This window comes from Pseudomonas lopnurensis, from assembly GCF_015070855.1.
GTDB classification, from domain to species: Bacteria; Pseudomonadota; Gammaproteobacteria; order Pseudomonadales; family Pseudomonadaceae; genus Stutzerimonas; species Stutzerimonas lopnurensis.
Genome location: NZ_JADDIX010000007.1, coordinates 146192 through 170079 on the forward strand (window position 1 = coordinate 146192; position 23888 = coordinate 170079).

Sequence of the window (23888 nt, forward strand, 5' to 3'; positions counted from 1 at the left end):
TACATCAGCCGTTGACGCGCTCGAAGATCTTTTCGATCTTCTCTTTGAGCACCTGGGCCGTGAAAGGCTTGACCACATAACCATTGACCCCAGCCTGGGCCGCCTCGATGATCTGGTCACGCTTGGCTTCGGCGGTCACCATCAGCACCGGCAGGTGCTTGAGACGCTCATCGGCGCGCACGATGCGCAGCAGATCGATGCCGCTCATGCCAGGCATGTTCCAGTCGGTGACGAGGAAGTCGAAGCTGCCACTCTTGAGCATCGGCAGCGCGGTGGTGCCGTCGTCCGCCTCGGCGGTATTGGTGAACCCCAAATCACGCAAGAGGTTCTTGATGATCCGTCTCATCGTCGAGAAGTCATCGACAATGAGGATTTTCATGTTCTTGTCCAAGTCGACCTCCGTAAGTCCCCAAAATGCCTCAGCAAACCGAGCACGTCATACCGCAATAATGGTCAATTGGCGCGCCACTCGCCGAGGCGTGCCCGCAGCCGCGCCGCGCATTGGCTATGCAGCTGGCTCACACGCGACTCGCTGACACCCAGCACCTGACCGATTTCCTTCAAGTTCAGCTCTTCGTCGTAATACAGCGACAGCACCAGCTTCTCGCGCTCGGGCAGGTTGGCGATGGCATCGGCCAGGGCCCGCTGGAAGCGTTCATCTTCGAGATCGCGAAAGGGTTCCGAGTGGGTGCTGCCAACGTCTTCCTGGAGTTCGCCGTGCTCGCCCTCCTGCAGCAGATCGTCGAAGCTGAACAGGCGGCTCCCCAGCGTGTCGCCAAGAATGCCGTAATATTCATCGAGACTCAGCTTAAGTTCGGCCGCAACCTCGTGATCTTTAGCGTCACGACCGGTTTTCGCCTCGATGGCGCGAATCGCCTCGCTGACCATGCGCGAATTACGGTGAACCGAACGCGGTGCCCAATCCCCCTTGCGCACCTCGTCGAGCATGGTGCCGCGGATGCGGATACCGGCGTAGGTCTCGAAACTGGCGCCCTTGCCGGCATCGTATTTCTTCGCTGCCTCCAGAAGTCCGATCATCCCGGCCTGGATCAGATCATCCACCTGCACACTGGCGGGCAGACGCGCCAGCAGGTGGTAAGCGATTCGCTTGACCAGCGGGACATACTGATCGATCAGGCGGTACTGCGCATCCTTTGCCTGAGCCTTGCTGTAGTACATAGCGGGTCCGGCACCTGTCATTCGTGGGTTTCTGAGGCCGGCCTGATCAGGCGTTCGATAAAGAACTCGAGGTGGCCCCGCGGCGTCGCCGGCAACGGCCAGGTATCGATCTTCTGCGCGATAGCCTTGAAGGCCAGTGCGCATTTGGAGCGCGGATAGGCCTCATAGACTGCACGCTGCTTCTGCACGGCCTTGCGCATGGCTTCGTCATAGGGAACGGCACCGACGTACTGCAGTGCCACATCGAGGAATCGCTCGGTGACCTTGGTCAGCTTGGCGAACAGGTTGCGGCCTTCCTGCGGCGCATGGGCCATATTGGCCAGCACGCGGAAACGATTGATGCCGTAGTCGCGGTTGAGCAGCTTGATCAGCGCGTAGGCGTCGGTGATCGAGGTCGGTTCGTCGGTGACCACCAACAGCACTTCCTGGGCGGCACGAACGAAGCTGACCACCGCGTCGCCGATACCCGCGGCCGTATCGATGATCAGCACGTCGAGGTCATCGCCGATCTCGCTGAACGCCTGGATCAGGCCGGCGTGTTGCAGGGACGACAGCTGCACCATGCTCTGCGTGCCGGACGCGGCCGGCACGATGCGGATACCGCCGGGGCCCTGGATCAGCACGTCGCGCAGGTCGCACTCGCCCGCGACCACGTCGGCCAGGGTGCGCTTGCTGGTCAGGCCCAGCAGCACATCGACGTTGGCCAGCCCCAGGTCGGCGTCGAGCAAAACCACACGCCGACCGAGATCGGCCAGCGCCAGTGCCAGATTGACCGACACGTTGGTCTTGCCGACGCCACCCTTGCCGCCGGTCACCGCAATCACCTGTACGGGATTCATACCCATGTTCACACGCCTATATCTTGCTGGGGCCACACGGCCGGCGATGCGCCCGAGTCGAACGCATCTGATTTATTCGAGTACTGCTGTCGCACGCTTATCCGGCCCGCCGTGAGGAATCGTTGTACAGGCCGGCGAACATGTCGGCCATGGCTTCCTCGCTCGGCTCCTCGCCCGACTGCAGACTCACCGCCCGACTGACCAGTTGATGACTGCGTGGCAGATGCAGGTCATCCGGAATGCGCGGTCCATCGGCGAGATAGGCTATCGGCAGATGCTGGCTGATCGTTAGCCCGAGCACATCGCCCAGGCTGCCGGCTTCGTCCAGCTTGGTCAGGATACAACCTGCCAGGCTGCAGCGACGGTAGTTGTGCCAGGCGGCCTTGAGCACCTGGCTCTGGCTGGTCGCGGCCAGCACCAGGTAATTCTTCGACCTCACGCCACGGTCCGACAGCGCCTCGAGCTGCATGCGCAGCGTCGGATCGCTGGCCGGCAGCCCCGCGGTGTCGATCAAAATCACCCGCTTGCGTGCCAATGGCGCCAGGGTCTTGCTCAGCGACTGGTTCGGGTCCAGCTGCACCACCGGCACATCGAGAATCCGGCCGAGGGTCTTGAGCTGCTCCTGTGCACCGATACGATAGTTGTCCATGCTCGCCAGGGCGATGTTCTGCGCGCCGTACTTCAGCACGTAGCGCGCCGCCAGCTTGGCCAGCGTGGTGGTCTTGCCGACGCCTGCCGGACCGACCAGGGCGATCACACCACCTTCTTCCAGCGGCTCGTGCTTGCTGATCTTGATCGCCTGGGCCAGGTGCGCCAGCACCATGCGCCAGGCCTGGCGCGGCTCGCTGATGGCAGCGACCTTCTCCAGCAGGCTGCGCGACAGTTCGGCCGGCAGGCCGAGACGCTGCAGGCGACGCCAGAGGCTGGCCTGCTGCGGACGACGGCTCTGCTCCTGGCCCCAGGCGATCGAGCCCAGTTGCACTTCGATCAGCTCGCGCAAGCCGTGCAGTTCGGAATACATCGCTTCGACCGCGCGCGGGTCGAACGCCGCAGAAGCGGCGGCAACCGGCTCGGGCTGCGGCATGGCCGCCGCGGCGGGCTTCTCGTCAAGCAGTTGACGGTCCTGGCTCTTCGCGCGTGGCGCCGCGCCGAGTTCGGCATGCGCGGTGGCGAGACGCGACTGGGTCTTGCGCAGCTCGGCTTCGAGGGCCGGGTTCGGCTGCTTGGCCGCCGGCGCCGATTGCATTGGATAATCGAGCACTGCGGTCAGCTCGACGCCGCCAGCCACCCGGCGATTGCCGATGATCACGGCATCGGCGCCCAGCTCGTCGCGCACCATCTTCATGGCGATACGCATATCGGCAGCGAAGAAACGTTTGACCTGCATGGCCTGAACCCTCGATTAATTCTGACCCACCGTCGAAACGATGGTGACCTGCTTGTTGTCCGGTATTTCCTGGTAGGCCAGAACGTGAATGTTCGGGACTGCCATGCGGGCGAAGCGCGACAGCATCGCCCGGATCGGCCCGGCCACCAGCAGGACCGCCGGCTTGCCGAGCATTTCCTGGCGCTGCGCCGCTTCTACCAGGGACCGTTGCAGCTTCTCGGCCATGCCCGGCTCCAGCAGGACGCCATCGTCCGAGCCCTGACCGGCCTTCTGCAGGCTATTTAGCAAGATCTGTTCCAACCTGGGCTCCAGGGTGATCACAGGCAGCTCCGACTCTAGTCCCACAACGTTTTGCACGATTGCACGGGACAAGGCGACCCGTACCGCCGCGACCATCGCGGCGGGATCTTGACTCTTGCCGGCGACGTTGGCGATGGCCTCGGCGATGGTGCGGATGTCGCGCACCGGCACCTGCTCCTGCAACAGCGCCTGCAGAATCTTGAGCAAGGTGGACAGTGAGACCATGCCCGGGACCAGCTCCTCGGCCAGCTTGGGCGAACTCTTGGCCAGCAGCTGCAGCAACTGCTGGACCTCTTCGTGCCCCAGCAGCTCGTGGGCGTGCTTGTGCAACACCTGATTGAGATGCGTGGCGACCACGGTGCTGGCGTCCACCACGGTGTAGCCCAGCGACTGCGCCTGATCGCGCTGGCTGCCCTCGATCCATACCGCTTCCAGGCCGAACGCCGGGTCCCTGGCGGCGATGCCGTTGAGCGGGCCGAACACCTGGCCGGGGTTGATCGCCAGCTCCCGGTCCGGATAGACCTCGGCCTCGGCGAGACTCACGCCCATCAGGGTCAGGCGATAGGCGTTGGGCAGCAGGTCGAGGTTGTCGCGGATGTGCACCGATGGCATGAGGAAACCCAGGTCCTGGGAGAGCTTCTTGCGCACCCCCTTGATCCGCGCCAGCAGTTGTCCACCCTGGTTGCGGTCGACCAGCGGAATCAGCCGATAGCCGACTTCCAGGCCGACCATGTCCACCGGGGTGACGTCGTCCCAGCCAAGTTCCTTGGTTTCCGCCGCACGCTGCGCCGGCAGCATGTCCTGCTGCTTCTGGACTTCCTGCTCGGCCTGCTGCTTGACCTGCTTCTGCCGATGCCAGATCCAGTAGGCGCCGGCCGCAGCGAGGAAACCCAGGCCGAGGAACGAAACGTGCGGCATGCCCGGCACCAGGCCCATGGCGATCATGATCGCGGCGGACACGGCCAGCGCCTTGGGCGAGGCGAACATCTGCCGGTTGACCTGCTGGCCCATGTCCTCGGAACTGGTGACGCGGGTCACCATGATCGCCGCCGCGGTGGACAGCAGCAGCGACGGAATCTGCGCCACCAGGCCGTCACCGATGGTCAGCAGCGCATAGACCTTGCCGGCATCGGCGAAGCTGAGACCGTGCTGCGCCATGCCGATGCCGACCCCGCCGATCAGGTTGATGAACAGGATCAGCAGACCGGCGATCGCATCGCCGCGGACGAACTTGGACGCACCGTCCATCGAGCCGTAGAAGTCCGCCTCGGAGGCGACCTCGGTGCGCCGCTGCTTCGCCTCTTCCTGATCGATCAGGCCGGAGTTGAGGTCGGCGTCGATCGCCATCTGCTTGCCGGGCATGGCATCGAGGGTGAAGCGGGCGCTCACCTCCGAGATCCGCCCCGCGCCCTTGGTCACCACCACGAAGTTGATGATCATGAGGATCGCGAACACCACGATACCGACCACGTAGTTGCCGCCGATGACGACTTCACCGAACGCCTTGATCACTTGGCCGGCCGCGTCGCCGCCGTCGTGACCATGAATCAGCACCACCCGGGTCGAGGCCACGTTCAGCGCCAGGCGCATCAGCGTGGCCACCAGCAGGATGGTGGGGAATACCGCGAAATCCAGTGGCCGCAGCGCATAAACACTGACCAGCAGCACGACGATCGACAGCGCGATGTTGAAGGTGAACAGCACGTCCAGCAGGAACGGCGGCACCGGCAGCATCATCATGCCCATCATCACGAGCAGCAGCAGCGGCACGCCGAGGTTGCCACGGCCCAGGCCCGTCAGGCTGTTGCGCATATTGATCAGTTGCGTGCGATCCAACGTGGCCCCCGGCGATACGGAACGGTTTCTTGACGCGAAGCGCGTCCTCCCGGGGTATAGCAAGAAGGGGTCCAACTTTTTCGTCGCCAGACTGCGCCACCGCCCTGGCATGCGGGTTCGCGTCGGCAACGCCTGAAGCAGCGCCGCCGAACGCGCTCGAAACCCAGCAGTCAGATTAAAGATCGGCGGCGCCCCGCCGCCGTTTCTGCACAGGAGCTTCGATATGAAACAGTGGATCATCGCCGCGCTGGTCGGCTGCAGCGCCCTCGCCGTCCAGGCCGAGACGCTGAGCGTGAAGGTCAACGCCGTCACCGCGCAGGGCATCGGCGAGTCGGTGGGCAGCGTGAAGATCGAGAGCAGCGAATACGGCCTGGTATTGCGTCCCGAACTGTCGGGCCTGCAACCCGGCGCCCATGGCTTCCACATCCATGCCAAGGGCAGCTGCGAGCCGGCCGAAGTCGACGGCAAGCCCACCGCCGCCGGCGCTGCGGCCGGCCACTGGGACCCGAAGAACAGCGGCAAGCACGGCGAACCCTGGGGCAGCGGACACATGGGCGATCTGCCGGCGCTGCTCGTCGACAGCGAGGGCAAGGCCAGCCAGCCGGTACTGGCGCCGCGGCTGAAGAGCCTCGGCGACATCAAGGGCCTGGCGCTGATGGTTCACCAGGGCGGCGACAACCACGCCGACCATCCGCAACCGCTGGGCGGTGGCGGCGCACGGGTCGCCTGCGGGGTGGTCGAATAGGAGCAGTTGCAAGCGGCAAGCCACAAGCCGCAAGAAAGCAAGTGCCTGCCCGGCCGCAAGATGAGCGAAGACCTCACCTGATCGGTGCGGCTTTCGCGTTCAACTTGCAGCTTGAGGCTTGCAGCTGCTTATTCGTCCCTGCGCAAATCCGGCGGGATCGGCAGGTCGTTCAGCGGATCGGGCCGGCGGCCCTTGCCGGTGCGGTACTGGCGCAACTGATAGACGTAAGCCAGTACCTGCGCCACGGCGAGGTAGAGGCCGGCGGGGATTTCCTGCTCCAGTTCGGTGGAATAGTAGACCGCCCGCGCCAGCGCCGGCGATTCGAGCACCGTCACCTGGTGCTCCTGGGCGATCTCGCGGATCTTCAGCGCGACGAAATCGCCGCCCTTGGCCAGCAGCTTGGGCGCCCCGCCCTTCGCGGCGTCGTATTTCAGGGCGACGGCGAAGTGGGTCGGGTTGGTGATCACCACATCCGCCTCGGGCACCGCCTGCATCATGCGCCGCTGGGCCGCCTCGCGCTGCAACTGGCGGATGCGCGACTTGACCTCGGGCTTGCCTTCGGAATCCTTGTATTCATCCTTGACCTCCTGCTTGGTCATCATCAGCTTCTGCTTGTTGTCCCAGAGCTGGAACGGCACATCCACCGCGGCGATCAGGATCAGCCCGCAGGCCATCCACAAGGCGCACCAGCCGACGATCTCGACGCTGTGCATGATGGCCAGGTCCAGCGGTTGCTTGGCGATCGACAGCAGGTCGTCCTGGTAGGACGAAAGCACCAGCAGCGCCACGCTCAGCACCACCAGGAACTTGCCGAGGGCCTTGAGCAGTTCGACCAGCGCCTTGGTGGAGAACATCCGCTTGAGCCCGGCCGCCGGGTTCATCCGGCTGACCTTGGGCGCCATGGCCTTGGCCGAGAACAGCCAGCCCCCCAGGGCGATGGGGCCGAGAATCGAGGCGATCAGCAGGGCGATCAGCAGCGGCAGGATCGCCTGCAGCGCAATCAGGCCGCTGCTCAGCAGCAGCATCGACATGGAACCCTCGTCGAACAGGGTTTCGCGGCTCAGCTCGAAGGTCCCCTGCATCATCGCCATCAGGCTTTGCGCCAGGCTCGCGCCCGAGGCCAGCAGACCGCCGATGCCGCCCAGCGTCACCGCCACCGTATTGAGTTCACGCGAGCGCGCCAGTTGGCCTTTCTCGCGGGATTCGCGCAGGCGTTTCTCTGTGGGTTCCTCGCTCTTGTCGGCGCCGCTTTCGCTCTCAGCCATGGGCGAGCTCCGCTAACGAACGCATCAACGCGCTCCCGCCAGCTCGCGCAGCATGATCAGCGCCTCGCTGACGAAGACCTGGTACTGCGCGAGGATATCGGCCATGCCGACCCAGACGATGATGAGGCCGAGCACCAGCGTCAGCGGGAAACCGATGGAAAAGATGTTCAGCTGCGGCGCCGCGCGGGTCATCAGGCCGAACGCCAGGTTGACCACCAGCAGCGCGGTGATCGCCGGCAGCACCAACAGCAGACCGGCACCCAGCACCCAGCCGAGCTTGCCGGCCACTTCCCAGAAGTGATTGGTCGACAGGCCGCCGCCCACCGGCAGGGTGACGAAACTCTCGGCGAGAATCTCCAGCACCACCAGGTGGCCGTTCATCGCCAGGAACAACAGGACCACCAGCATATTGAAGAACTGCCCGAGCACCGGCACCGAAACGCCATTGGACGGATCGACCATCGAGGCGAAACCCAGGCCCATCTGCATCGCCAGCATCTGCCCGGACACGACGAACACCTGAAAGAACAGTTGCAGGATGAAGCCCATCATCACGCCGATCAGCAATTGCTCGGCGATCAGCAACAGCGAACGCAGGCTCAGCGACTCCACCAGCGGCATCGGCGGCAGCGCCGGCACCAGCACCAGGGCGATGGCCAACGCCAGGTACAGCCGCACCCGCATCGGTACCAGCTGGGTGCCGATGATCGGCATGCTCATCAGCAGCGCCGCGATGCGGAACAGCGGCAACAGGAACTGTCCTATCCAGCCGCCGATCTGCGCATTGCTCAGCTCCAGCACGCCCGCTACCCGATCAGCAGCGGGATGTTGTGCACCAGATTCTGGGTGAACTCCATCAACTGGCGCACCAGCCAGGGTCCGGCCCAGATCAGCGTCAACAGCATCACCAGCAGGCGCGGCAGGAAGCTCAGGGTCTGTTCGTTGATCTGCGTGGCGGCCTGGAACATCGCCACCACCAGGCCGACCAGCAGGCTCGGCACCACCAGCACGCCGACGATCATCGCGGTCATCCACAACGCTTCACGAAACAGGTCGACCGCGACTTCAGGGGTCATTTTCGCGTTCTCCTAGAGCGTGCCGAAGCTGCCGGCGAGGGTCCCGATGATCAGCCCCCAGCCGTCCACAAGCACGAACAGCATGATCTTGAACGGCAGCGAGATGATCAGCGGCGAGAGCATCATCATGCCCATCGCCATCAGCACGCTGGCCACCACCATGTCGATGATCAGGAACGGAATGAAGATCATGAAGCCGATCTGGAACGCCGTCTTCAGCTCCGAGGTGACGAAGGCCGGCACCAGGATGGTCATCGGCGCGGCCTCCGGCGAAGCGATGTCGGTGCGCCGCGACAGGCGCACGAACAGCTCGAGATCGCTTTCGCGAGTCTGTGCCAGCATGAAGTTCTTCAACGGCACCTCCGCACGGGCGATGGCTTCCTGCGCCGGGATCTGCTCGCTCAGGTAGGGCTGCAGGGCCTCCTGGTTTATCCGGTCGAACACCGGCGCCATGATGAACAGCGTGAGGAACAGCGTCAGGCCGATGAGGATCTGATTCGACGGCGTCTGCTGCAGGCCGAGCGCCTGGCGCAGGATGGAAAAGACGATGATGATCCGCGTGAAACTGGTCATCAGCATGACGAACGCCGGGATGAAGCTCAGCGCCGTCATGATCAGCAGGATCTGCAGGCTGACCGAGTATTCCTGCTGCCCCTCGGCATCGGTGCTCAGGGTGATCGCCGGAATCGACAGTGGATTGTCGCCCCGGGTCAGCAGGCCGCCGCTCTCCTGCCCCAGGGCAAGAGGTGCGGCCAGCACCAGGAAAAGCGCCAGCACGATACGCAACATCAGGGCTTGTCCTTGTGGTCCTTGCCGAGCAGCTCCATCAGGCGCTGGGCGAACTCCGGGTTGGCCGGCTCGGCATCCGGCAGGTGCACCGGCTCCTGCATGACGTGCAGCGGCGTGATGCGCCCGCCGCTGAGGCCGATGAGAATCTGCTCGCCGCCGACCTGCACCAGCACCAGCCGCTCACGCGGGCCCAGCGGCTGGCTGGAAATCAGCTTGATCACCTGGGTGCCGCGCGGGTTCATCCGCTGGACCCGGCGCAGCAGCCAGGCGAGCAGGAAGATCAGCCCGATGACCAGCAGCAGGCCCAGCACGAGCTTGCTCAGTTGCGCGCCCATGCCGGCGCTGCTCATGCTCGCCGCCGGCTCCGCGGCCATTGCCGGGAGCGCCAGGAGCGCGACAAGGAAAGCGAGGACACGCACGTCAGCGCAGCTTCTTGATGCGTTCGGTGGGGCTGATCACGTCGGTCAGCCGGATGCCGAACTTCTCGTTGACCACCACCACTTCGCCATGGGCGATCAACGTGCCGTTGACCAGCACGTCCAGCGGCTCGCCGGCCAGGCGGTCGAGTTCGACCACCGAGCCCTGGTTGAGCTGCAGCAGGTTGCGGATGCTGATTTCGGTGCTACCGACTTCCATTGAAATCGATACCGGAATGTCGAGGATCACATCCAGGTTCGGCCCTTCCAGGCCCAGCTGCATGCCGCTGGGCTTCGGCCCGCTGGCGAAATCCTCCAGCGGTGCGCGCGGAGCCGGAGCTGGAGCCGCTTCGCCCGGCCCCTGGTTCAACAGCGCATCGATATCGTCCTGGCTGGCGTCACCCGCTTCGGCAAGGGCCGCCGCCCATTCGTCGGCCAGCGCCTGTTCCTCGGGAGAAGTGTTGTCGCGTTCGTCTGCCATCGCTAGTCCTCGACCGGCTCGAATTGAGTGAAGGGCTGGATCAACGTGGGCGAACCACGGGCTCCAGCACCTGTAGCGCCAGGTTGCCCTTGTGGGCCCCCAGCTTGACCTTGAAGGCCGGCATGCCATTGGCACGCATGATCATGTCTTCCGGCATCTCCACCGGAATCACGTCGCCCGGCTGCATGTTGAGAATGTCGCGCAGCTTCAGCTGCCGACGCACGACGGTCGCGCCCAGCGGCACGCTGACGTCGAGAATGTCCTCGCGCAGGGCCTTGACCCAGCGCTCGTCCTGGTCGCTGACGTCCGATTGGAAACCGGCGTCGAGCATCTCGCGGATCGGTTCGATCATCGAATAAGGCATGGTCACGTGCAGGTCGCCACCGCCGCTGTCCAGCTCGATATGGAAGGTGGAGACCACCACCACCTCGCTGGGGCTGACGATGTTGGCCAACGCCGGGTTCACTTCCGAGTTGACGTACTCGAAGTTGACGTCCAGCACCGCGTGCCAGGCTTCCTTGAGGTCGGCGAAGGCCTGCTCGAGCACCATGCGCACGACGCGCAGCTCGGTCGGGGTGAATTCGCGTCCCTCGATCTTGGCGTGCCGCCCGTCGCCACCGAAGAAGTTGTCCACCAGCTTGAACACCAGCTTGGCGTCGAGGATGAATAGCGCGGTGCCACGCAGCGGCTTCATCTTCACCAGGTTGAGGCTGGTGGGCACGTAGAGCGAATGGACGTATTCGCCGAACTTCATCACCTGCACACCGCCCACCGACACGTCGGCCGAGCGCCGCAGCAGGTTGAACATGCTGATGCGGGTGTAACGGGCGAAGCGCTCGTTGATCATTTCCAGCGTGGGCATGCGCCCACGAACGATACGGTCCTGACTGGTCAGGTCGTAACTCTTGATGGCACCCGGATCGGAATCGCTTTCGGTATCCACCAGACCGTCGTCGACCCCGTGCAGGAGCGCATCGATCTCGTCTTGCGAGAGCAGGTCTTGAACAGCCATCTGTGGAGCCTTCTATTGCAATACGAAGTTGGTGAAAAGCACTTGCTCGACGGCAAGCGTGCCGATTTCCTTTTGCGCCAGTTCCTGCACGCTGGCAGTCGCCTGCTGGCGCAACATTTCCTTGCCGACCGGCGTCTTCAGCACCTCGAAATCCTGGCCGGAGAACAGCATCACCAGACGGTTGCGCAGCAACGGCATGTGCACCTTCAGCGCATTCAGCGCCGCCTGGTCCCGGGACATCAGCGCGATACTGACCTGCATGTAGCGTTGCCGGCCATTGTGGCTGAAGTTGACCACGAAGGCCGGCATCAGCACCTCGTAGATCGCCGGCTGTTTGCCCGAAGGCGTGGTTGCCGCGGCATCGTCCGCCTTGCCGCCGTCCAGCCCCTCGCCCTTGCTCATGAAGTACAGGGTACCGCCTATGGACAAGCCGACGGCCAACAACATGGCGACCACGATCGTCAGGATGAGTTTCAGCCGGCTCTTGCCGGTGCTGGCATCTTCCGGGCCCGCCGTGGTCAGCGGCGGTGGAACCTGATTCTTAGCCATGCCAAATATCCGTCGTCATCTGCGTTTTCATCCTGCTTCAAGGCGTTAGGAGCAACAGCTGTGCCAAAGTATCCGGCAGCAGCGGCCCGCAGTAAACGAGCAGAAGCCGCCTGGGCGAGTAGAAAGAAGATTTCTGCTCGGCCGAGGGAACGAAGGGGAAGGACGGCGGAAACCGGCACGGGAGTCGGGCTCCCGTGCGTCGGACCGGATAAATGGCGCTCAGCGCTGCCGACCGCGCTCAGGCGTAGTAATCCACCAGCCCGCGGTCGCCGGCCACCCGGTTGCCGGCGATTTCCGCCACGCCGTGCTGCAGCTCCTCGTCGCCTGCCGCGGTTTCGCCCGAGAAACCGCGGCGGGACGATTCGCCATCGGAGCCTCCCTGCCAACCGCGCGCCAGCGACTGGTCGGAAACGTTGACGTCCACCAGGTTCATGCCCTGCTGGCTGAACATCTCGCGCAGACGCACCATCTGCCCTTCCAGCGCATCACGCACGCCGGCGTGGGGGCTGAGGAAGGTGACCTGGGCCTGGTCCTTGGTCATGTCGATGCGCACCTCCATGCGCCCGAGCTCCGCGGGGTCGAGCTGGATCTCGGCGGACTTGAGGTTCTGGCTGGACAACCACATCACCCGGTCGACCACCGCCTCGCTCCAGCCGGCCTGCTGCATCTGCACCGGCTGTCCCGGAACCAGGGCAGGCCGCTGGGGCTGCTGGACCTGCTGGGCGATCGCCTGGCTCAAGGGGTTGAGGCGCGCCGCCAGGGATTCGTCGGCAGCCACGGAACGGCTCTCCTTGGCGCCATCCACGCCTTCCAGCAGCCCATCGACGTTCAGCTCCGCTTCCAGCCCTTCTTCGGACGATTCGCTACTGGCCAGCAATGCGCTGGCGAAACCGTCGTCAGGCTCGCCCTCCAGTTGCCCGGCGCTTAGCGAAGCCTTCGTATCCTGGGCGGTTTTCTGCATGGCGAGCTGAGGGTCGGTCGCCGCCTGCAGCGCGGCAAGCGTCTCGTCCGCCGCCGAATCCTGCACGGCGGCCATGGCGCCCGGCGAACCCGGCAAGCCCGTCAATAGCATTTCGCCCTGGGGCTGGTCCGCCTGCGGGTCCTCCAGGGGAGCGAACTGGCCGCCGAGGCCGAGCAGCAGCAGCGGATCGAGTTCGCCTTGCGCGGCCTCGTCCGACAGTTCCTCGGGTGGCAAGGCATTGCCGCTTTCGGCAACCGCCGGCTTTTCGTCATTGGCCGCTTGCGCGGTGTCACGCTTGGTCCGGTCATCCACCGGCCTCTCGCGCCCGGCATCGCCACGCGTCGGACGCTCGGCCGGTTTTGCCTGGCGCTCCTTGGCGTAAACGTCGGAAAAGCTGGAGCCAGCGCCCCCCCTTGCTTCGCGAGCGGCCTCCGGCTCCTTGGCTGCAGCTTTGGGCCGGGCGTCGACAGAGGGTGTTTTCAACAGGAAGTCGGGGGAAACAGCCATGGGTCATTCCACTGCGGATGAATCGTGCCGATGCCCGAGCAAGTTCCGGGCCAGCCCCAATCGCCAGAGATTCGTCCGCGCCCCGTGGCGCAAGCGGAATCAGCCGAGGCGCTGCCGTTCGGCTCTGAAGAGGATGCCGATGATGGCGAATTCGCGCTCGATGGATTCGATCAGTACCGGCGCCTGCGCCAGTTGTTCGCGCCGGGCGAGGTCTTCCAGTTCGCGGCAGAGTTCGGCCAGCAGCGTGGCGCCCATGTTGCTGCAACTGCCCTTGAAGCTGTGCGCGGCCTGGCGCAGCATATCGGCTTCCGCGGCCTGGCAGGCCTGCTTGAGCAGCCGGACGCGCTCTTCGGAATCCGCCAGGAAGGTATCCAGCAGCACCGGATACTCGCTCTCCATCACATCCTGCAGCGTAGCCAGCACGGCACTGTCGAGATGAGCGTTGGACACCGGAGCACTCCTAGGGCCTGTTCCTGTTTCATTCGCGGCCGCGCCGGAGCCTGTTTTACCGCGAGGCAAGACACGAGATGCGAAGTTTAGTCGCCTAAATGAGCCATCGAGTAACACCGCATCGCGGCAAAACAGGCCCGGCCCTTCAGGTTGCGCGGGAAATAGCCCCCGCTGTCGTTGCAGGACTTGGCAAGGGAACGACCATTACCTGCATCCTGCGCCTAACCGGGGGCTATTTCTCGCAGCAACGCGGCTCGCGATGAAACGGGAACAGACCCTAGTCAAAGTGCGGATTATGCCTCAGCCGCCCAGCCGAACTCCACGCCGAGGCCGCGTCCGTCCGCCTGCCAGTCGAAACCATCGGTCAACTGCCGCACCAGATGCAACCCACGGCCGCTGAGACATTGATCGCAGCGTTGCAACTGCAGTGCATGCGCCACGTCGAAGCCGGCGCCGCTGTCGCTGATGGCGATGCGCAGGCACCCTCCCCCGTCGTGGGTCTTGATGCTCAGTTCCAGGCGGATATGGCCCTCGGCCAGCGCCTGCAAGCGTTCGCGACGCAGCTCGTAGTAGCGCTGGAAGCCCTCGGCATCGCATTTCAATGCCGAGTCGAGGCCGAGCACACCATGCTCCAGGGCATTGGCATACAGCTCGCCCAGCACGGTGTAGATCGCCCCGGCGCGCGGCCGCAGCGGGTTGACCTGCAGCAGCAGCTGCAACAGAAGTGGCAGCGGATTGCCATTGCGCAAGCTTTCGGCACGTAACTCGAAGTGCGCCGACCAGTCGATAGGCCGGGATCGATGGGCCACCAGCGGAACCGATAGAGGCGCGCCCGCAAGCGTTTCGTCCAGGCTCACCTCGATCAGGCTCAGGTCATCCTGCACCTGGCCGTGGAAGGCCAGCAGCGCCTGCTCGATCTCATCGAACAGCCGCGCCGGATCGCTATTGGCATCCAGCAACGCCAGCAGCCGCCGCTCGCCGAACAGCTCGTCATGGGTATTGCGGCTCTCGATCACACCATCGGACAGCAGCAGCAGGCGGTCGCCGACGGCGAGCGGGAAATGCTCGAACTCGTCATCGAAAGCGGCCGCCGACAGGATGCCCAGCGGCAGATGCCTGGAACCCAGTGGCGTGCGCTGGCCATTGGCTCCGATCAGATAGCCATCGGGCAGCCCGCCATTCCAGACCCGCAGCGTGCCCTGCAGGGGATTGATGTCCAGCAGCGTCGCGCAGCAGAACATCTCCACCGGCAGGATCTGCTTGAGCTTGGCATTCATCTCGCGAAGGATGTCGGTGCTCGAATGTCCCTTGGCGGCCATGCCGTAGAAGGTTTCCGCCAGCGGCATGGCACCGATCGCCGCTGGCAGGCCGTGGCCGGTGAAATCACCGAGCAGCACGAACATCTGCCCCGCCGGCGCCTGCGCGGCCAGCAGCAGGTCGCCATTGAACAGCGCCCGCGGCGACTGCCGGTAACGGATGTTCGGCGCATTCAGACAGCCGGCATGGGCCACCTTGTCGAAGATCGCCTTCGCCGCGCGATGCTCGTCGAGCAACTGCTGGTTGCGCCGGGCGATCAGGTCGCGCTGCGCCAGTACCGTGGCCTGCAGGCGGCGCAGGCGGTGCATCGCCTGGATCTTGGCCTCGAGGATGATCGGGTTGTAGGGCTTGGCGATGAAATCGTCACCGCCGGCCTCCAGGCAACCGACCAGCGCCTGGTTTTCCGTCAGCGACGTGAGAAAGATGATCGGCACCAGTTCGTCGCCGGCCAGTTGCTTGATCCGTCGCGCGGCCTCGAAGCCGTCCATCACCGGCATCAGCGCATCCATCAGCACCAGCTGCGGCCGCTCCTGCTCGAACAGGGCCACGGCCTGCATGCCGTCGGCAGCGGTGAGAACCCGATGACCCTGGCGGGCAACGATGGTGGAGAGCAGCATCCGATCGACCGGGCTGTCCTCGGCGATCAGGATCGTCAGCCGCTTCGGCATTCAGGCGATCACGAACAGCTGTTCGAAGTTGGACACCGAGAGGACCTTGCGTACGTCGACGTTGCAATTGAGCAGCCGGATATCGGCCTCGTCGCCGCCGGCATGGTCACGCAGCAGGAGCAGCATGCCGAGTGCCGAACTGTCCAGGTAGGTGGCGCCCTGCAGGTCGACCACGTAGCGCTGCGGGCTCGCGCCCTGCCGCTGATAGGCATCACGGAAGGCCTGGTGTGCATTGAAATCGAAGCGCCCGCTGATGGCGATGGTCAACTCCCGCCCATCGGCCGATAGCTGCGAGGTAATGGTCATGTGGCACTCCTGGTCCGGAACGTCTTGAAAGGCCGCCTGAACGGCAGGCAGCGCCGACATGCGACGAGACAGCCGTGAAACCGGCTGAAACGACGGTAGTCCAGCAACCGAATTCGGCTGGCGGAGCGGACAGCCATCAACAACCCGATCGACAACCGCCGCGCTGAAGCGGGTCAAGATTTAGCATTCAACCGGCGGCGCGGCAAGCCTCAATCCAGCCCGGTGTCCGTTGGTCACGCGCCGCGACGAAATCTCAACGCTCCCTGGGTCGCCCTGCCAGGCGCTGGGCGAACTCATCGAGCAGCTTCTGCTCGCGCTTGTCCGCGGCGATCCGGGCTTCGCGTAGATAGCCTTCCACCAGCTTGCTCAGCCCCCCCAGCCGCGCATGGCGCTGACGCCATTGTTCGCGCAGCTTGATCAGGTTGTCGCGGTGCCAGTTGACGCTGCGCTGCTGCTGGCCGATGGCCGACTCGAGCTGGGAGAGGAAACGCTGGTAATTCATCAACCACTGGCCTGAGACGCCCTGGCTGCCCTGCTGCAGCCACTGCTGCTGGTAATCGGTGAAATACTGCTCCAGCTCGCCGAGCTTGGCCTCCGCCTGGGCCAGTTGCATCTGTCCCTGGGCGAGCAGGCGCGCCGCCTCGCGTTCGGCGCGCTCGGCCATCTCGATCACCGGCGTCAGGCGCGCGGCGCGGCTGGCAGGCACCGCTTAGCCGCCCTGCCGGGGACTGAACACGGCGGCCAGTTGCGCGGCGCTGCGAGCGAGATCCTCGCTTTCGTCGAGCCCCTGGCGCAGATAGGCGACCATCTCGGCCTGGCGCGCGATGGCCAGATCGGTCTCGGGATCGCCACCCGGCACGTAGGCACCGACGCTGATCAGATCGCGGCTCTGCTGGTAGCGCGACCAGAGCTGCTTGAAACGCTGCGAGGCGCGCACGTGCTCGAGGCTGACCACCTGCGGCATGACCCGGCTGATGGACGCCTCGATGTCGATCGCCGGGTAATGCCCTTCCTCGGCGAGCCGCCGCGACAGCACGATATGGCCGTCGAGTACACCGCGGGCGGCATCGGCGATCGGGTCCTGCTGATCGTCACCCTCCGACAGCACGGTATAGAAAGCGGTGATCGAGCCACCGCCCTTCTCGGCGTTACCGGCGCGCTCCACCAGGCTCGGCAGCTTGGCGAACACCGAAGGCGGATAGCCCTTGGTCGCCGGCGGCTCGCCGATGGCCAGGGCGATCTCGCGCTGAGCCTGGGCGAAGCGGGTCAGCGAATCCATCAGCAGCAGGACGTTCTTGCCCTTGTCGCGGAAATACTCGGCGATGCGCGTGCAGTACATCGCCGCGCGCAGGCGCATCAGCGGCGCCTCGTCGGCCGGCGAGGCGACCACCACCGAGCGCTTGATGCTCTCCTCGCCGAGGATGTGTTCGATGAATTCCTTCACCTCGCGCCCCCGTTCGCCGATCAGCCCGACGACGATGATGTCGGCCTCGGTGAAGCGCGTCATCATGCCCAGCAGGACCGACTTGCCGACGCCGGTGCCGGCGAACAGGCCCAGGCGCTGGCCACGGCCGACGGTGAGCAGACCGTTGATGCTGCGGATGCCGACGTCCAGCGGTTCGCTGATCGGGTGACGCTTGAGCGGGTTGATCACCGGCCCGTCCATCGGCACCCAGTCCTCGGCCTTCATCCCGCCCTTGCCGTCCAGCGCGCGTCCGGCACCGTCGAGCACGCGGCCGAGCATAGACATGCCCATCGGCAGCCGGCCGGTATTGGGCAATGGCACCACGCGGGCCCCGGGGGCGATGCCGGCCAGACTGCCGACCGGCATCAGGTAGAGCTTGCCGCTGGAAAAGCCCATCACCTCGGCCTCGACCTCGGTGGGGTGATAGCTATCGTCGTTGATCACCAGGCAGCGACTGCCCACGGCGGCACGCAGCCCCTCTGCTTCCAGCGTCAGCCCGACCATGCGCAGCAGCCGGCCTTCGAGAATCGGCTGGCTGGGCAGCTTGATCGCATCACCGTAAGCCTCGAACCGCCTGGCGAAGCTGACCCGCTCAAGGCGCATCGGCAGCGTCCAGGTCGATGTTCAGATCGGCCGCCGGCGGATGGGTGGCATTTTCGCGCTGTTGTTCGAACAGTTGCTTGATCGCCTGATTGAGACGCGTCTCGACGCTGGCATCGATGCGACTGTGCTCGGTCTCGATGCGACAGCCGCCGGGCAACAGGCTGTCGTCCTCGAGAATCCGCCAGGATTCTTCGTGACGCTCGCGCAGTGCCTTCACCCGTTCGAAATCCTGCGGATTGACATGGATGTGGATATTGCTTGCCCCCATCGGCAAGAGTTTCAGCGCCTCGCGCAAGACCTGGCGAATCTGGCCGGAGTCGATCAGCAGGTCGCGCTGGATCACCTCGCGAGCCATGTGGCTGACCAGCGTGACCATGGCATGTTCGAGATTGCGATCCTGCTCGGCGATGGGATCGAGCAACTGGCCCATCAGCCGCTCGAGGCTTGCCAGGCGCGGTGCCAGTGCGGCGTCGGCCTCCTGCCGGGCCTTGAGCTGGCCGGCGTGGAAACCGTCCTTCTCGCCGGTGGCGAAGCCTTCGTTATAGGCCTGCTGGCGGATCGCCTCGAGCTCGTCGAGCGTCAAGGGTTTGACTTCCTCGGCCGGAACGTCCTCGCTGCGTGCCGGCTCCTCGACCACCTCTTCCACGATCTCCTCGGGCGGTGCCTGTGGCTCGCCCTGCGGATCGAAACTGGGCAGGGCCCAGCGATCGAAGACATTGATGTCCTTCGCGCGGATCACATCGCTGGGGTTTTCCTTGGCCATGGGGGTCCTGAATTGAAGTCGTTGAAGAACCGGCAGGTGGATTCTATGGCCATGACAATTCATGGCAAGGCCAGGAGATCGTTTCAGTTCTGCACATACGTAGGAGCGGGCCATGCCCGCGAAAAAGCAGCCATACCGATGAAGGGTCCTGTTCGCAGGCATGGCCTGCTCCTACAAGGGAGGGTGCCGCGAGCTGGCATCGGTGCTGGGGCAAAGCCTAAACGACGAGCTTTTCCCTACAGGTCAATCAGTTAGAGAAAAACGGCAACAGGCCCTCTAGATCATCTCTTCGCCACCCTTGGCGCCCAGGACGATCTCCCCGGCTTCGGCCATGCGCCGGGCAATGGTGAGGATCTCCTTCTGCGCATTCTCGACGTCGCTGACGCGCACCGGCCCCTTGGCTTCCAGATCGTCACGCAGCAATTCGCCGGCGCGCTTGGACATGTTCTTGAAGACCTTTTCCTTGATGGCCTCGTCGGCCCCCTTGAGCGCCATCACCAGCACATCGGAGGACACTTCGCGCAGCAGGATCTGGATGCCGCGGTCGTCGATATCGGCAAGATTGTCGAAGACGAACATCAGGTCCTCGATCTGCACCGAAAGATCCTCGTCGACCTCGCGGATCGCGTCCATCAACTGGCCTTCGATGGAGCTGTCGAGGTAGTTCATGATGTCGGCGGCACGCTTGACGCCGCCGAGGCTGGCACGACTGGTATTGGTGCTGCCGGAGAACTGTTTCTCGAGGATCAGGTTCAATTCCTTCAGCGCCGCCGGCTGCACCGTGTTGAGCGACGACACGCGCAACACGATATCCAGACGCGCCTTGTGGTCGAAATGCGAAAGCACCTCGCCGGCCTGGTCCGGATCGAGATAGGCCACCACGATGGCCTGGATCTGCGGGTGCTCGTAGCGGATCACATCGGCCACCGCACGCGGCTCCATCCACTTCAGGCTGTCCAGACCGCTGGTATTGCCACCGAGCAGGATGCGATCGATCAGCCCGCCGGCCTTGTCCTCGCCCAGCGCCTGAGTGAGCATCTTGCGGATGTAGCCATCGGAACCGACGCCGAGGCTGGTCTGGTCGCCGACGATTTCGACGAACTCGCTCATCACCCGCTCGACCTGCTCGCGATGGATGTTGCGCATCTGTGCCATGGCCGTGCCGACCCGCTGCACTTCCTTCGGCCCGAGATGACGCAGCACCTGCGCCGCGTCGGTCTCACCCAACGACAGCAGCAGAATGGCGGCCTTGTCGACCTTGTTGAGCTTGGTCTGGACTCGATTCTCACTCATCGGCGTTGATCCACTCTTTCACCACCTGGGCTACCCGTCCGGGGTCATCGGCCACCAGGTTCTTGATCGCGTTCAGCTGGGCTTCATATCCCTCGCTGGGGCTTGGCAACAGGATGTTCTGCGGGCCGCTCAGGCTGACCCGGTCATTGACCAGGCCCGCGTCCAGCCCATCCTCGTCACCCAGTTCGCCGACGCCGTCGGCAACCTGCAGGTCCTTGCCACTGGACGGATTGGTCAGACTCTTGAGCACCGGTCGCAGCACGCCGAACACCAGGACCAGGATGAACAGTACGCCGAGCACCTGTTTGACCACGTCCCAGAACCAGGGCTGCGAATAGAACGGAATCTCCTCGAAGGTTTCCCCGAAGCTATCGGCGACGAATGCCGTGTTGATCACGCTGACGCTGTCGCCGCGGCTGGCATCGAAGCCCACTGCGTCCTGAACCAGGCGGGTGAAGCGCGCCAGTTCGTCGGCATTCCACGGCACCCGCACCACTTCGCCGGCGGCGTTCAGCGAGACCTGGTCATCGACCACCACCGCGACGGATAACCGCCGCAGACGCCCCTGCTGCTGCCTGGTGTAGCTGATGGAACGATCCAGTTCGTAGTTGCGGGTCGCCTGTTCGCGCTTGTCCGCCGGATAAGGCGCAAGCATCGGCTGGCCAGTCGCCGGGTCCATGACCTGCTGGCCATTGGCATCGATCAGCGGCTGGCCGGGCGCCACGGCGCTGGCGGCAGCCACCTGGTTGGCCTGTTCGGGCGCCGCCGCCGGCCCCGGCGGCTGGTTGCTCAGGGCGCCCGGCACGCCCTGCGGCGGCAGGCTGCTCTGGCGCTGCTCATTGACGCTCTGTTCGCTGCGCAGCGCCGGCTGGTCGGGGTTGAAGGTTTCCGAGGTGGACTCCACCGCGCTGAAATCGACGTCGGCGGAGACCTCCGCCTTGTAGCGGCCGCTGCCGAGCACCGGCTGCAGGATGTTGTGCACGCGCTGGGTGTAGAGGCTTTCCATGCGGCGGCTGTAGTCGAACTGCTTGCCGGCCATGGTCAGCTCGGACAGCTCCTGCTGGTCGGACAGCAGGTTGCCTTTCTGGTCCACCACGGTGATCTGCGACTTGCCGAGTTCCGGCACGCTGGTGGCGACCAGGTTGATGATCGCCATCACCTGGCTCGGCTCCAGCGAGCGGCCCGGATAGAGTTCCACCAGTACCGAGGCGCTGGGCTTGCGCTCGTCGCGGACGAACACCGAGCTCTTCGGGATTGCCAGGTGCACGCGGGCACCCTTGACGTTGTTCAGGCTGGAAATGGTGCGGCCCAGTTCGCCCTCGAGGCCACGGCGATAACGGGTTGCCTCCATGAACTGGCTGGTGCCGAGCCCTTGTTCCTTGTCGAGGATTTCGAAGCCGATGTTGCTGTCGGCCGGCGCGATGCCGGCGCCGGCGAGCTTCAGCCGGGCGCGCGCGAGATCGTTGGCCTTGACCAGCAGGGCGCCGGAGTTGGGCTCGACGGTGTAGGCGATATCCGCCGCGGCGAGGGTTTCCATCACCTGGTTGGCATCCATCCCCGCGAGGCTGCCGAGCAACGGGCGGTAATCCGGCTGCTGCGACCAGAGCACCACGGCGAAACCGATCGCCACGCTCGCCGCCAGCCCGACCAGCAGACCGACCTGCCGCAGCATCGACATCTCGGAGAGGTTTTCCAGGAACGACAGCCCAAGGAAGGGCTTCTTGGCATCCCCCGACGCAGCCGGCACCGGAACGTTGCTCACCCCTTCAGCCATGATTCAATCCGCCTCACACCGGCATCTGCATGATGTCTTGGTAGGCCTGGACCAGCTTGTTGCGCACCTGGGTCATGGCCTGAAAGGAAACGCTGGCCTTCTGCGAAGCGATCATCACTTCGGTCAGGTCGACACCGCCCTGCCCCATCTCGAAGGCGGAAGCCAGTTGCGTGGAAACCTGCTGGGTTTCGTGCACCTTGTTCACCGCCTGGCCCAGCATGTCGGAGAAACTCGGCGCACCGGCTTCCGGCGCAGGCTCCTCCGGCTTGGCGCGTGCCATGGCATCGGTCTGCATGGCCCGCATTTCCAGCATCAAGCGATTGAATTGGACACCCTGACTCATCTAATCCTCCACAGCCGCGGTTTTTTTGACGCGTCGCGACGAGCAATGACTAGATAGCAACAAGGGTGCCAGAACCGTCGCAGCAGCCCCGGCATGCCGATGACCTGCATCGGCTTTTGTGCCAGTCTGTGGACTGTTATGCCCATTGCGCATCTGGCTGTACCGGGACGTTTCACGCGCCGGGCCAATAGGCTTGCCTGACATCAGCCCACGTCCGACACCCTCACAAACAGAACGAGACGAATGAACGAAACCAGCCGCACCGCCCTGCGCCCCCTGAGCGATAGCTCGCCCTCGACCGTCGTCGCCGGCTTCATCGCCATGCTCACCGGCTATACCAGCTCGCTGGTGCTGATGTTCCAGGCCGGGCAGGCGGCGGGCCTGAGCGGGCAGCAGATATCCTCCTGGATCTGGGCGCTGTCGATCGGCATGGCGATCTGCAGCATCGGCCTGTCGCTGCGCTATCGCACGCCGGTGGTGGTCGCCTGGTCGACACCCGGCGCGGCCCTGCTGATCACCAGCCTGCCCGGCGTGCCGTATGCCGAAGCGATCGGCGCGTTCATCTTCGCCTCGGCCCTGATCGCCCTGTGCGGCCTGACCGGCAGCTTCGATCGCCTGATGCGCCGGGTGCCGGCCTCGCTGGCCGCCGCTCTGCTGGCCGGGGTGCTGTTCAATATCGGTATCGAGATATTCCGCGCGGTGGAGGTGCAGCCGGTGCTGGTGCTCGGCATGTTCTTCAGCTACCTGCTGGCCAAGCGCCTGCTACCGCGCTATGCGGTGCTCAGCGCGCTGCTGGTCGGCTGCCTGATCGCCGGCCTGTCGGGCCTGCTGGATTTCCAGCGCTTCAGCCTGCAGGTCGCGGTGCCGGTCTGGACCACGCCGGCGCTGTCCTTCGCCGCAATCTTCAGCATCGGCATCCCGCTGTTCGTCATCGCCATGGCCTCGCAGAACATGCCGGGGCTCGCCGTGCTGCGCGCCGAAGGCTATCGGCTGCCGGCCTCACCGCTGATCTCCACCACCGGCATCGCCTCGGTGCTGCTGGCGCCCTTCGGCTCGCATGGCATTCATCTGGCGGCGATCACCATGGCCATCTGCGCAGGGCCCGAAGCGCATCCCGACCCGCGCAAGCGCTACACCGCGGCCGTCTGGTGCGGCGTGTTCTACGGCATCGCCGGCATCTTCGGCGCCACCCTGGCGGCGCTGTTCGCGGCCTTTCCGGCGGCGCTGGTGCTGTCCGTCGCGGCGCTGGCGCTGCTCGGCTCGATCGGCTCGGGGCTGACCCAGGCGATGCAGCAACCCCACGAGCGCGAGGCGGCGCTGATCACCTTCATGGTCACGGCGTCCGGGCTGACGCTGTTCGGTATCGGCGCGGCGCTTTGGGGGTTGATCGCGGGGGCGCTTACGTTGGTGATTCTTAACAAGCGGGGCTGAAGGCTGGATAGACAACCGGACTGGCAAGTTTGGGTGTATTGAATGAAAATTTTGCTTTCATTGGCGTTTATCGAGTTGCTTGAAGGCTTGGTTTCGCCCTGCTGGGCGAGTCACTTTTTCCAGTCGCCGGATG

At 64.7% G+C, this 23888-nt stretch carries 25 protein-coding genes; 2 read left to right on the forward strand and 23 right to left on the reverse strand.

Annotated elements, in window-relative coordinates; all coding sequences use genetic code 11:
• Window positions 1–4: 4 nt before the first annotated feature.
• From IN820_RS01140 to flhA, 5 genes are all read right to left on the reverse strand, one after another.
• A complete protein-coding gene (locus tag IN820_RS01140) occupies window positions 5–379 on the reverse strand; it encodes a chemotaxis response regulator CheY (RefSeq protein WP_193679206.1) in 375 nt (124 codons plus the stop codon).
• A gap of 74 nt (window positions 380–453) precedes the next feature.
• Window positions 454–1179: an RNA polymerase sigma factor FliA gene (gene fliA / locus IN820_RS01145; RefSeq protein WP_376779345.1), complete on the reverse strand. Its 726-nt coding sequence runs from the start codon at window positions 1177–1179 to the stop codon at window positions 454–456.
• Between the two features lie 17 nt (window positions 1180–1196).
• A complete protein-coding gene (gene fleN / locus IN820_RS01150) occupies window positions 1197–2024 on the reverse strand; it encodes a flagellar synthesis regulator FleN (protein WP_193679208.1) in 828 nt (275 codons plus the stop codon).
• Between the two features lie 91 nt (window positions 2025–2115).
• Window positions 2116–3405: a flagellar biosynthesis protein FlhF gene (gene flhF / locus IN820_RS01155; RefSeq protein WP_193679209.1), complete on the reverse strand. Its 1290-nt coding sequence runs from the start codon at window positions 3403–3405 to the stop codon at window positions 2116–2118.
• A 15-nt stretch (window positions 3406–3420) separates the two neighbouring features.
• Window positions 3421–5541, reverse strand: coding sequence for a flagellar biosynthesis protein FlhA (gene flhA, locus IN820_RS01160; protein WP_193679210.1), 2121 nt, complete (start codon window positions 5539–5541; stop codon window positions 3421–3423).
• 223 nt (window positions 5542–5764) lie between these two features.
• On the opposite strand from flhA, the gene sodC reads away from it, so the two are divergent.
• The gene (gene sodC / locus IN820_RS01165) at window positions 5765–6286 is read left to right on the forward strand and encodes a superoxide dismutase family protein (protein ID WP_193679211.1); all 522 of its coding nucleotides are present in this window, start codon (window positions 5765–5767) and stop codon (window positions 6284–6286) included.
• A 128-nt stretch (window positions 6287–6414) separates the two neighbouring features.
• Here sodC and flhB read toward each other — a convergent pair whose 3' ends face one another.
• The 18 genes from flhB to fliE all read right to left on the reverse strand — a co-directional run bounded on the left by flhB (window position 6415) and on the right by fliE (window position 22324).
• Window positions 6415–7551 carry a flagellar biosynthesis protein FlhB gene (flhB, locus tag IN820_RS01170; RefSeq protein ID WP_193679212.1) on the reverse strand — a complete coding sequence of 379 codons (1137 nt, stop codon included), beginning with the start codon at window positions 7549–7551 and terminating at the stop codon, window positions 6415–6417.
• Between the two features lie 24 nt (window positions 7552–7575).
• The gene (gene fliR, locus IN820_RS01175; RefSeq protein WP_193679213.1) at window positions 7576–8352 is read right to left on the reverse strand and encodes a flagellar biosynthetic protein FliR; all 777 of its coding nucleotides are present in this window, start codon (window positions 8350–8352) and stop codon (window positions 7576–7578) included.
• Between the two features lie 5 nt (window positions 8353–8357).
• The gene (gene fliQ, locus IN820_RS01180; RefSeq protein ID WP_193679214.1) at window positions 8358–8627 is read right to left on the reverse strand and encodes a flagellar biosynthesis protein FliQ; all 270 of its coding nucleotides are present in this window, start codon (window positions 8625–8627) and stop codon (window positions 8358–8360) included.
• A gap of 12 nt (window positions 8628–8639) precedes the next feature.
• The gene (fliP, locus tag IN820_RS01185; protein WP_193679215.1) at window positions 8640–9416 is read right to left on the reverse strand and encodes a flagellar type III secretion system pore protein FliP; all 777 of its coding nucleotides are present in this window, start codon (window positions 9414–9416) and stop codon (window positions 8640–8642) included.
• On the reverse strand, window positions 9416–9835 hold the full coding sequence (fliO, locus tag IN820_RS01190; protein WP_193679216.1) for a flagellar biosynthetic protein FliO: 420 nt from the start codon (window positions 9833–9835) through the stop codon (window positions 9416–9418). Before fliO ends, fliP begins: the two co-directional genes overlap by 1 nt.
• Before the next feature lies 1 nt (window position 9836).
• On the reverse strand, window positions 9837–10313 hold the full coding sequence (gene fliN, locus IN820_RS01195) for a flagellar motor switch protein FliN (protein WP_193679217.1): 477 nt from the start codon (window positions 10311–10313) through the stop codon (window positions 9837–9839).
• A 40-nt stretch (window positions 10314–10353) separates the two neighbouring features.
• Window positions 10354–11325: a flagellar motor switch protein FliM gene (fliM, locus tag IN820_RS01200; protein WP_193679218.1), complete on the reverse strand. Its 972-nt coding sequence runs from the start codon at window positions 11323–11325 to the stop codon at window positions 10354–10356.
• Window positions 11326–11337: 12 nt separating this feature from the next.
• Window positions 11338–11874, reverse strand: coding sequence for a flagellar basal body-associated protein FliL (gene fliL / locus IN820_RS01205; RefSeq protein ID WP_193679219.1), 537 nt, complete (start codon window positions 11872–11874; stop codon window positions 11338–11340).
• A 238-nt stretch (window positions 11875–12112) separates the two neighbouring features.
• A complete protein-coding gene (locus tag IN820_RS01210; protein ID WP_193679220.1) occupies window positions 12113–13342 on the reverse strand; it encodes a flagellar hook-length control protein FliK in 1230 nt (409 codons plus the stop codon).
• A gap of 99 nt (window positions 13343–13441) precedes the next feature.
• Window positions 13442–13792: an Hpt domain-containing protein gene (locus tag IN820_RS01215; RefSeq protein ID WP_193679221.1), complete on the reverse strand. Its 351-nt coding sequence runs from the start codon at window positions 13790–13792 to the stop codon at window positions 13442–13444.
• 293 nt (window positions 13793–14085) lie between these two features.
• Window positions 14086–15777: an ATP-binding SpoIIE family protein phosphatase gene (locus IN820_RS01220; protein WP_193679222.1), complete on the reverse strand. Its 1692-nt coding sequence runs from the start codon at window positions 15775–15777 to the stop codon at window positions 14086–14088.
• The gene (locus tag IN820_RS01225; protein WP_193679223.1) at window positions 15778–16083 is read right to left on the reverse strand and encodes an STAS domain-containing protein; all 306 of its coding nucleotides are present in this window, start codon (window positions 16081–16083) and stop codon (window positions 15778–15780) included.
• 253 nt (window positions 16084–16336) lie between these two features.
• On the reverse strand, window positions 16337–16789 hold the full coding sequence (fliJ, locus tag IN820_RS01230; RefSeq protein ID WP_193679224.1) for a flagellar export protein FliJ: 453 nt from the start codon (window positions 16787–16789) through the stop codon (window positions 16337–16339).
• A 3-nt stretch (window positions 16790–16792) separates the two neighbouring features.
• Complete coding sequence (fliI, locus tag IN820_RS01235) at window positions 16793–18151, reverse strand: flagellar protein export ATPase FliI (RefSeq protein WP_193679225.1); 1359 nt, start codon at window positions 18149–18151, stop codon at window positions 16793–16795.
• A complete protein-coding gene (gene fliH, locus IN820_RS01240) occupies window positions 18141–18914 on the reverse strand; it encodes a flagellar assembly protein FliH (RefSeq protein WP_193679226.1) in 774 nt (257 codons plus the stop codon). Before fliH ends, fliI begins: the two co-directional genes overlap by 11 nt.
• Window positions 18915–19190: 276 nt before the next feature.
• Entirely contained in the window at window positions 19191–20207 is a 1017-nt protein-coding gene (gene fliG / locus IN820_RS01245) for a flagellar motor switch protein FliG (RefSeq protein WP_193679227.1), read from the reverse strand.
• The gene (gene fliF / locus IN820_RS01250; RefSeq protein WP_193679228.1) at window positions 20200–21981 is read right to left on the reverse strand and encodes a flagellar basal-body MS-ring/collar protein FliF; all 1782 of its coding nucleotides are present in this window, start codon (window positions 21979–21981) and stop codon (window positions 20200–20202) included. The genes fliG and fliF overlap by 8 nt, the downstream gene beginning before the upstream one ends.
• Window positions 21982–21994: 13 nt before the next feature.
• A complete protein-coding gene (gene fliE / locus IN820_RS01255; RefSeq protein WP_193679229.1) occupies window positions 21995–22324 on the reverse strand; it encodes a flagellar hook-basal body complex protein FliE in 330 nt (109 codons plus the stop codon).
• A 243-nt stretch (window positions 22325–22567) separates the two neighbouring features.
• Here fliE and IN820_RS01260 point away from each other — a divergent pair, with 243 nt between their 5' ends.
• Window positions 22568–23755 carry a benzoate/H(+) symporter BenE family transporter gene (locus IN820_RS01260; protein WP_193679230.1) on the forward strand — a complete coding sequence of 396 codons (1188 nt, stop codon included), beginning with the start codon at window positions 22568–22570 and terminating at the stop codon, window positions 23753–23755.
• The last annotated feature ends 133 nt before the right edge of the window (window positions 23756–23888 follow it).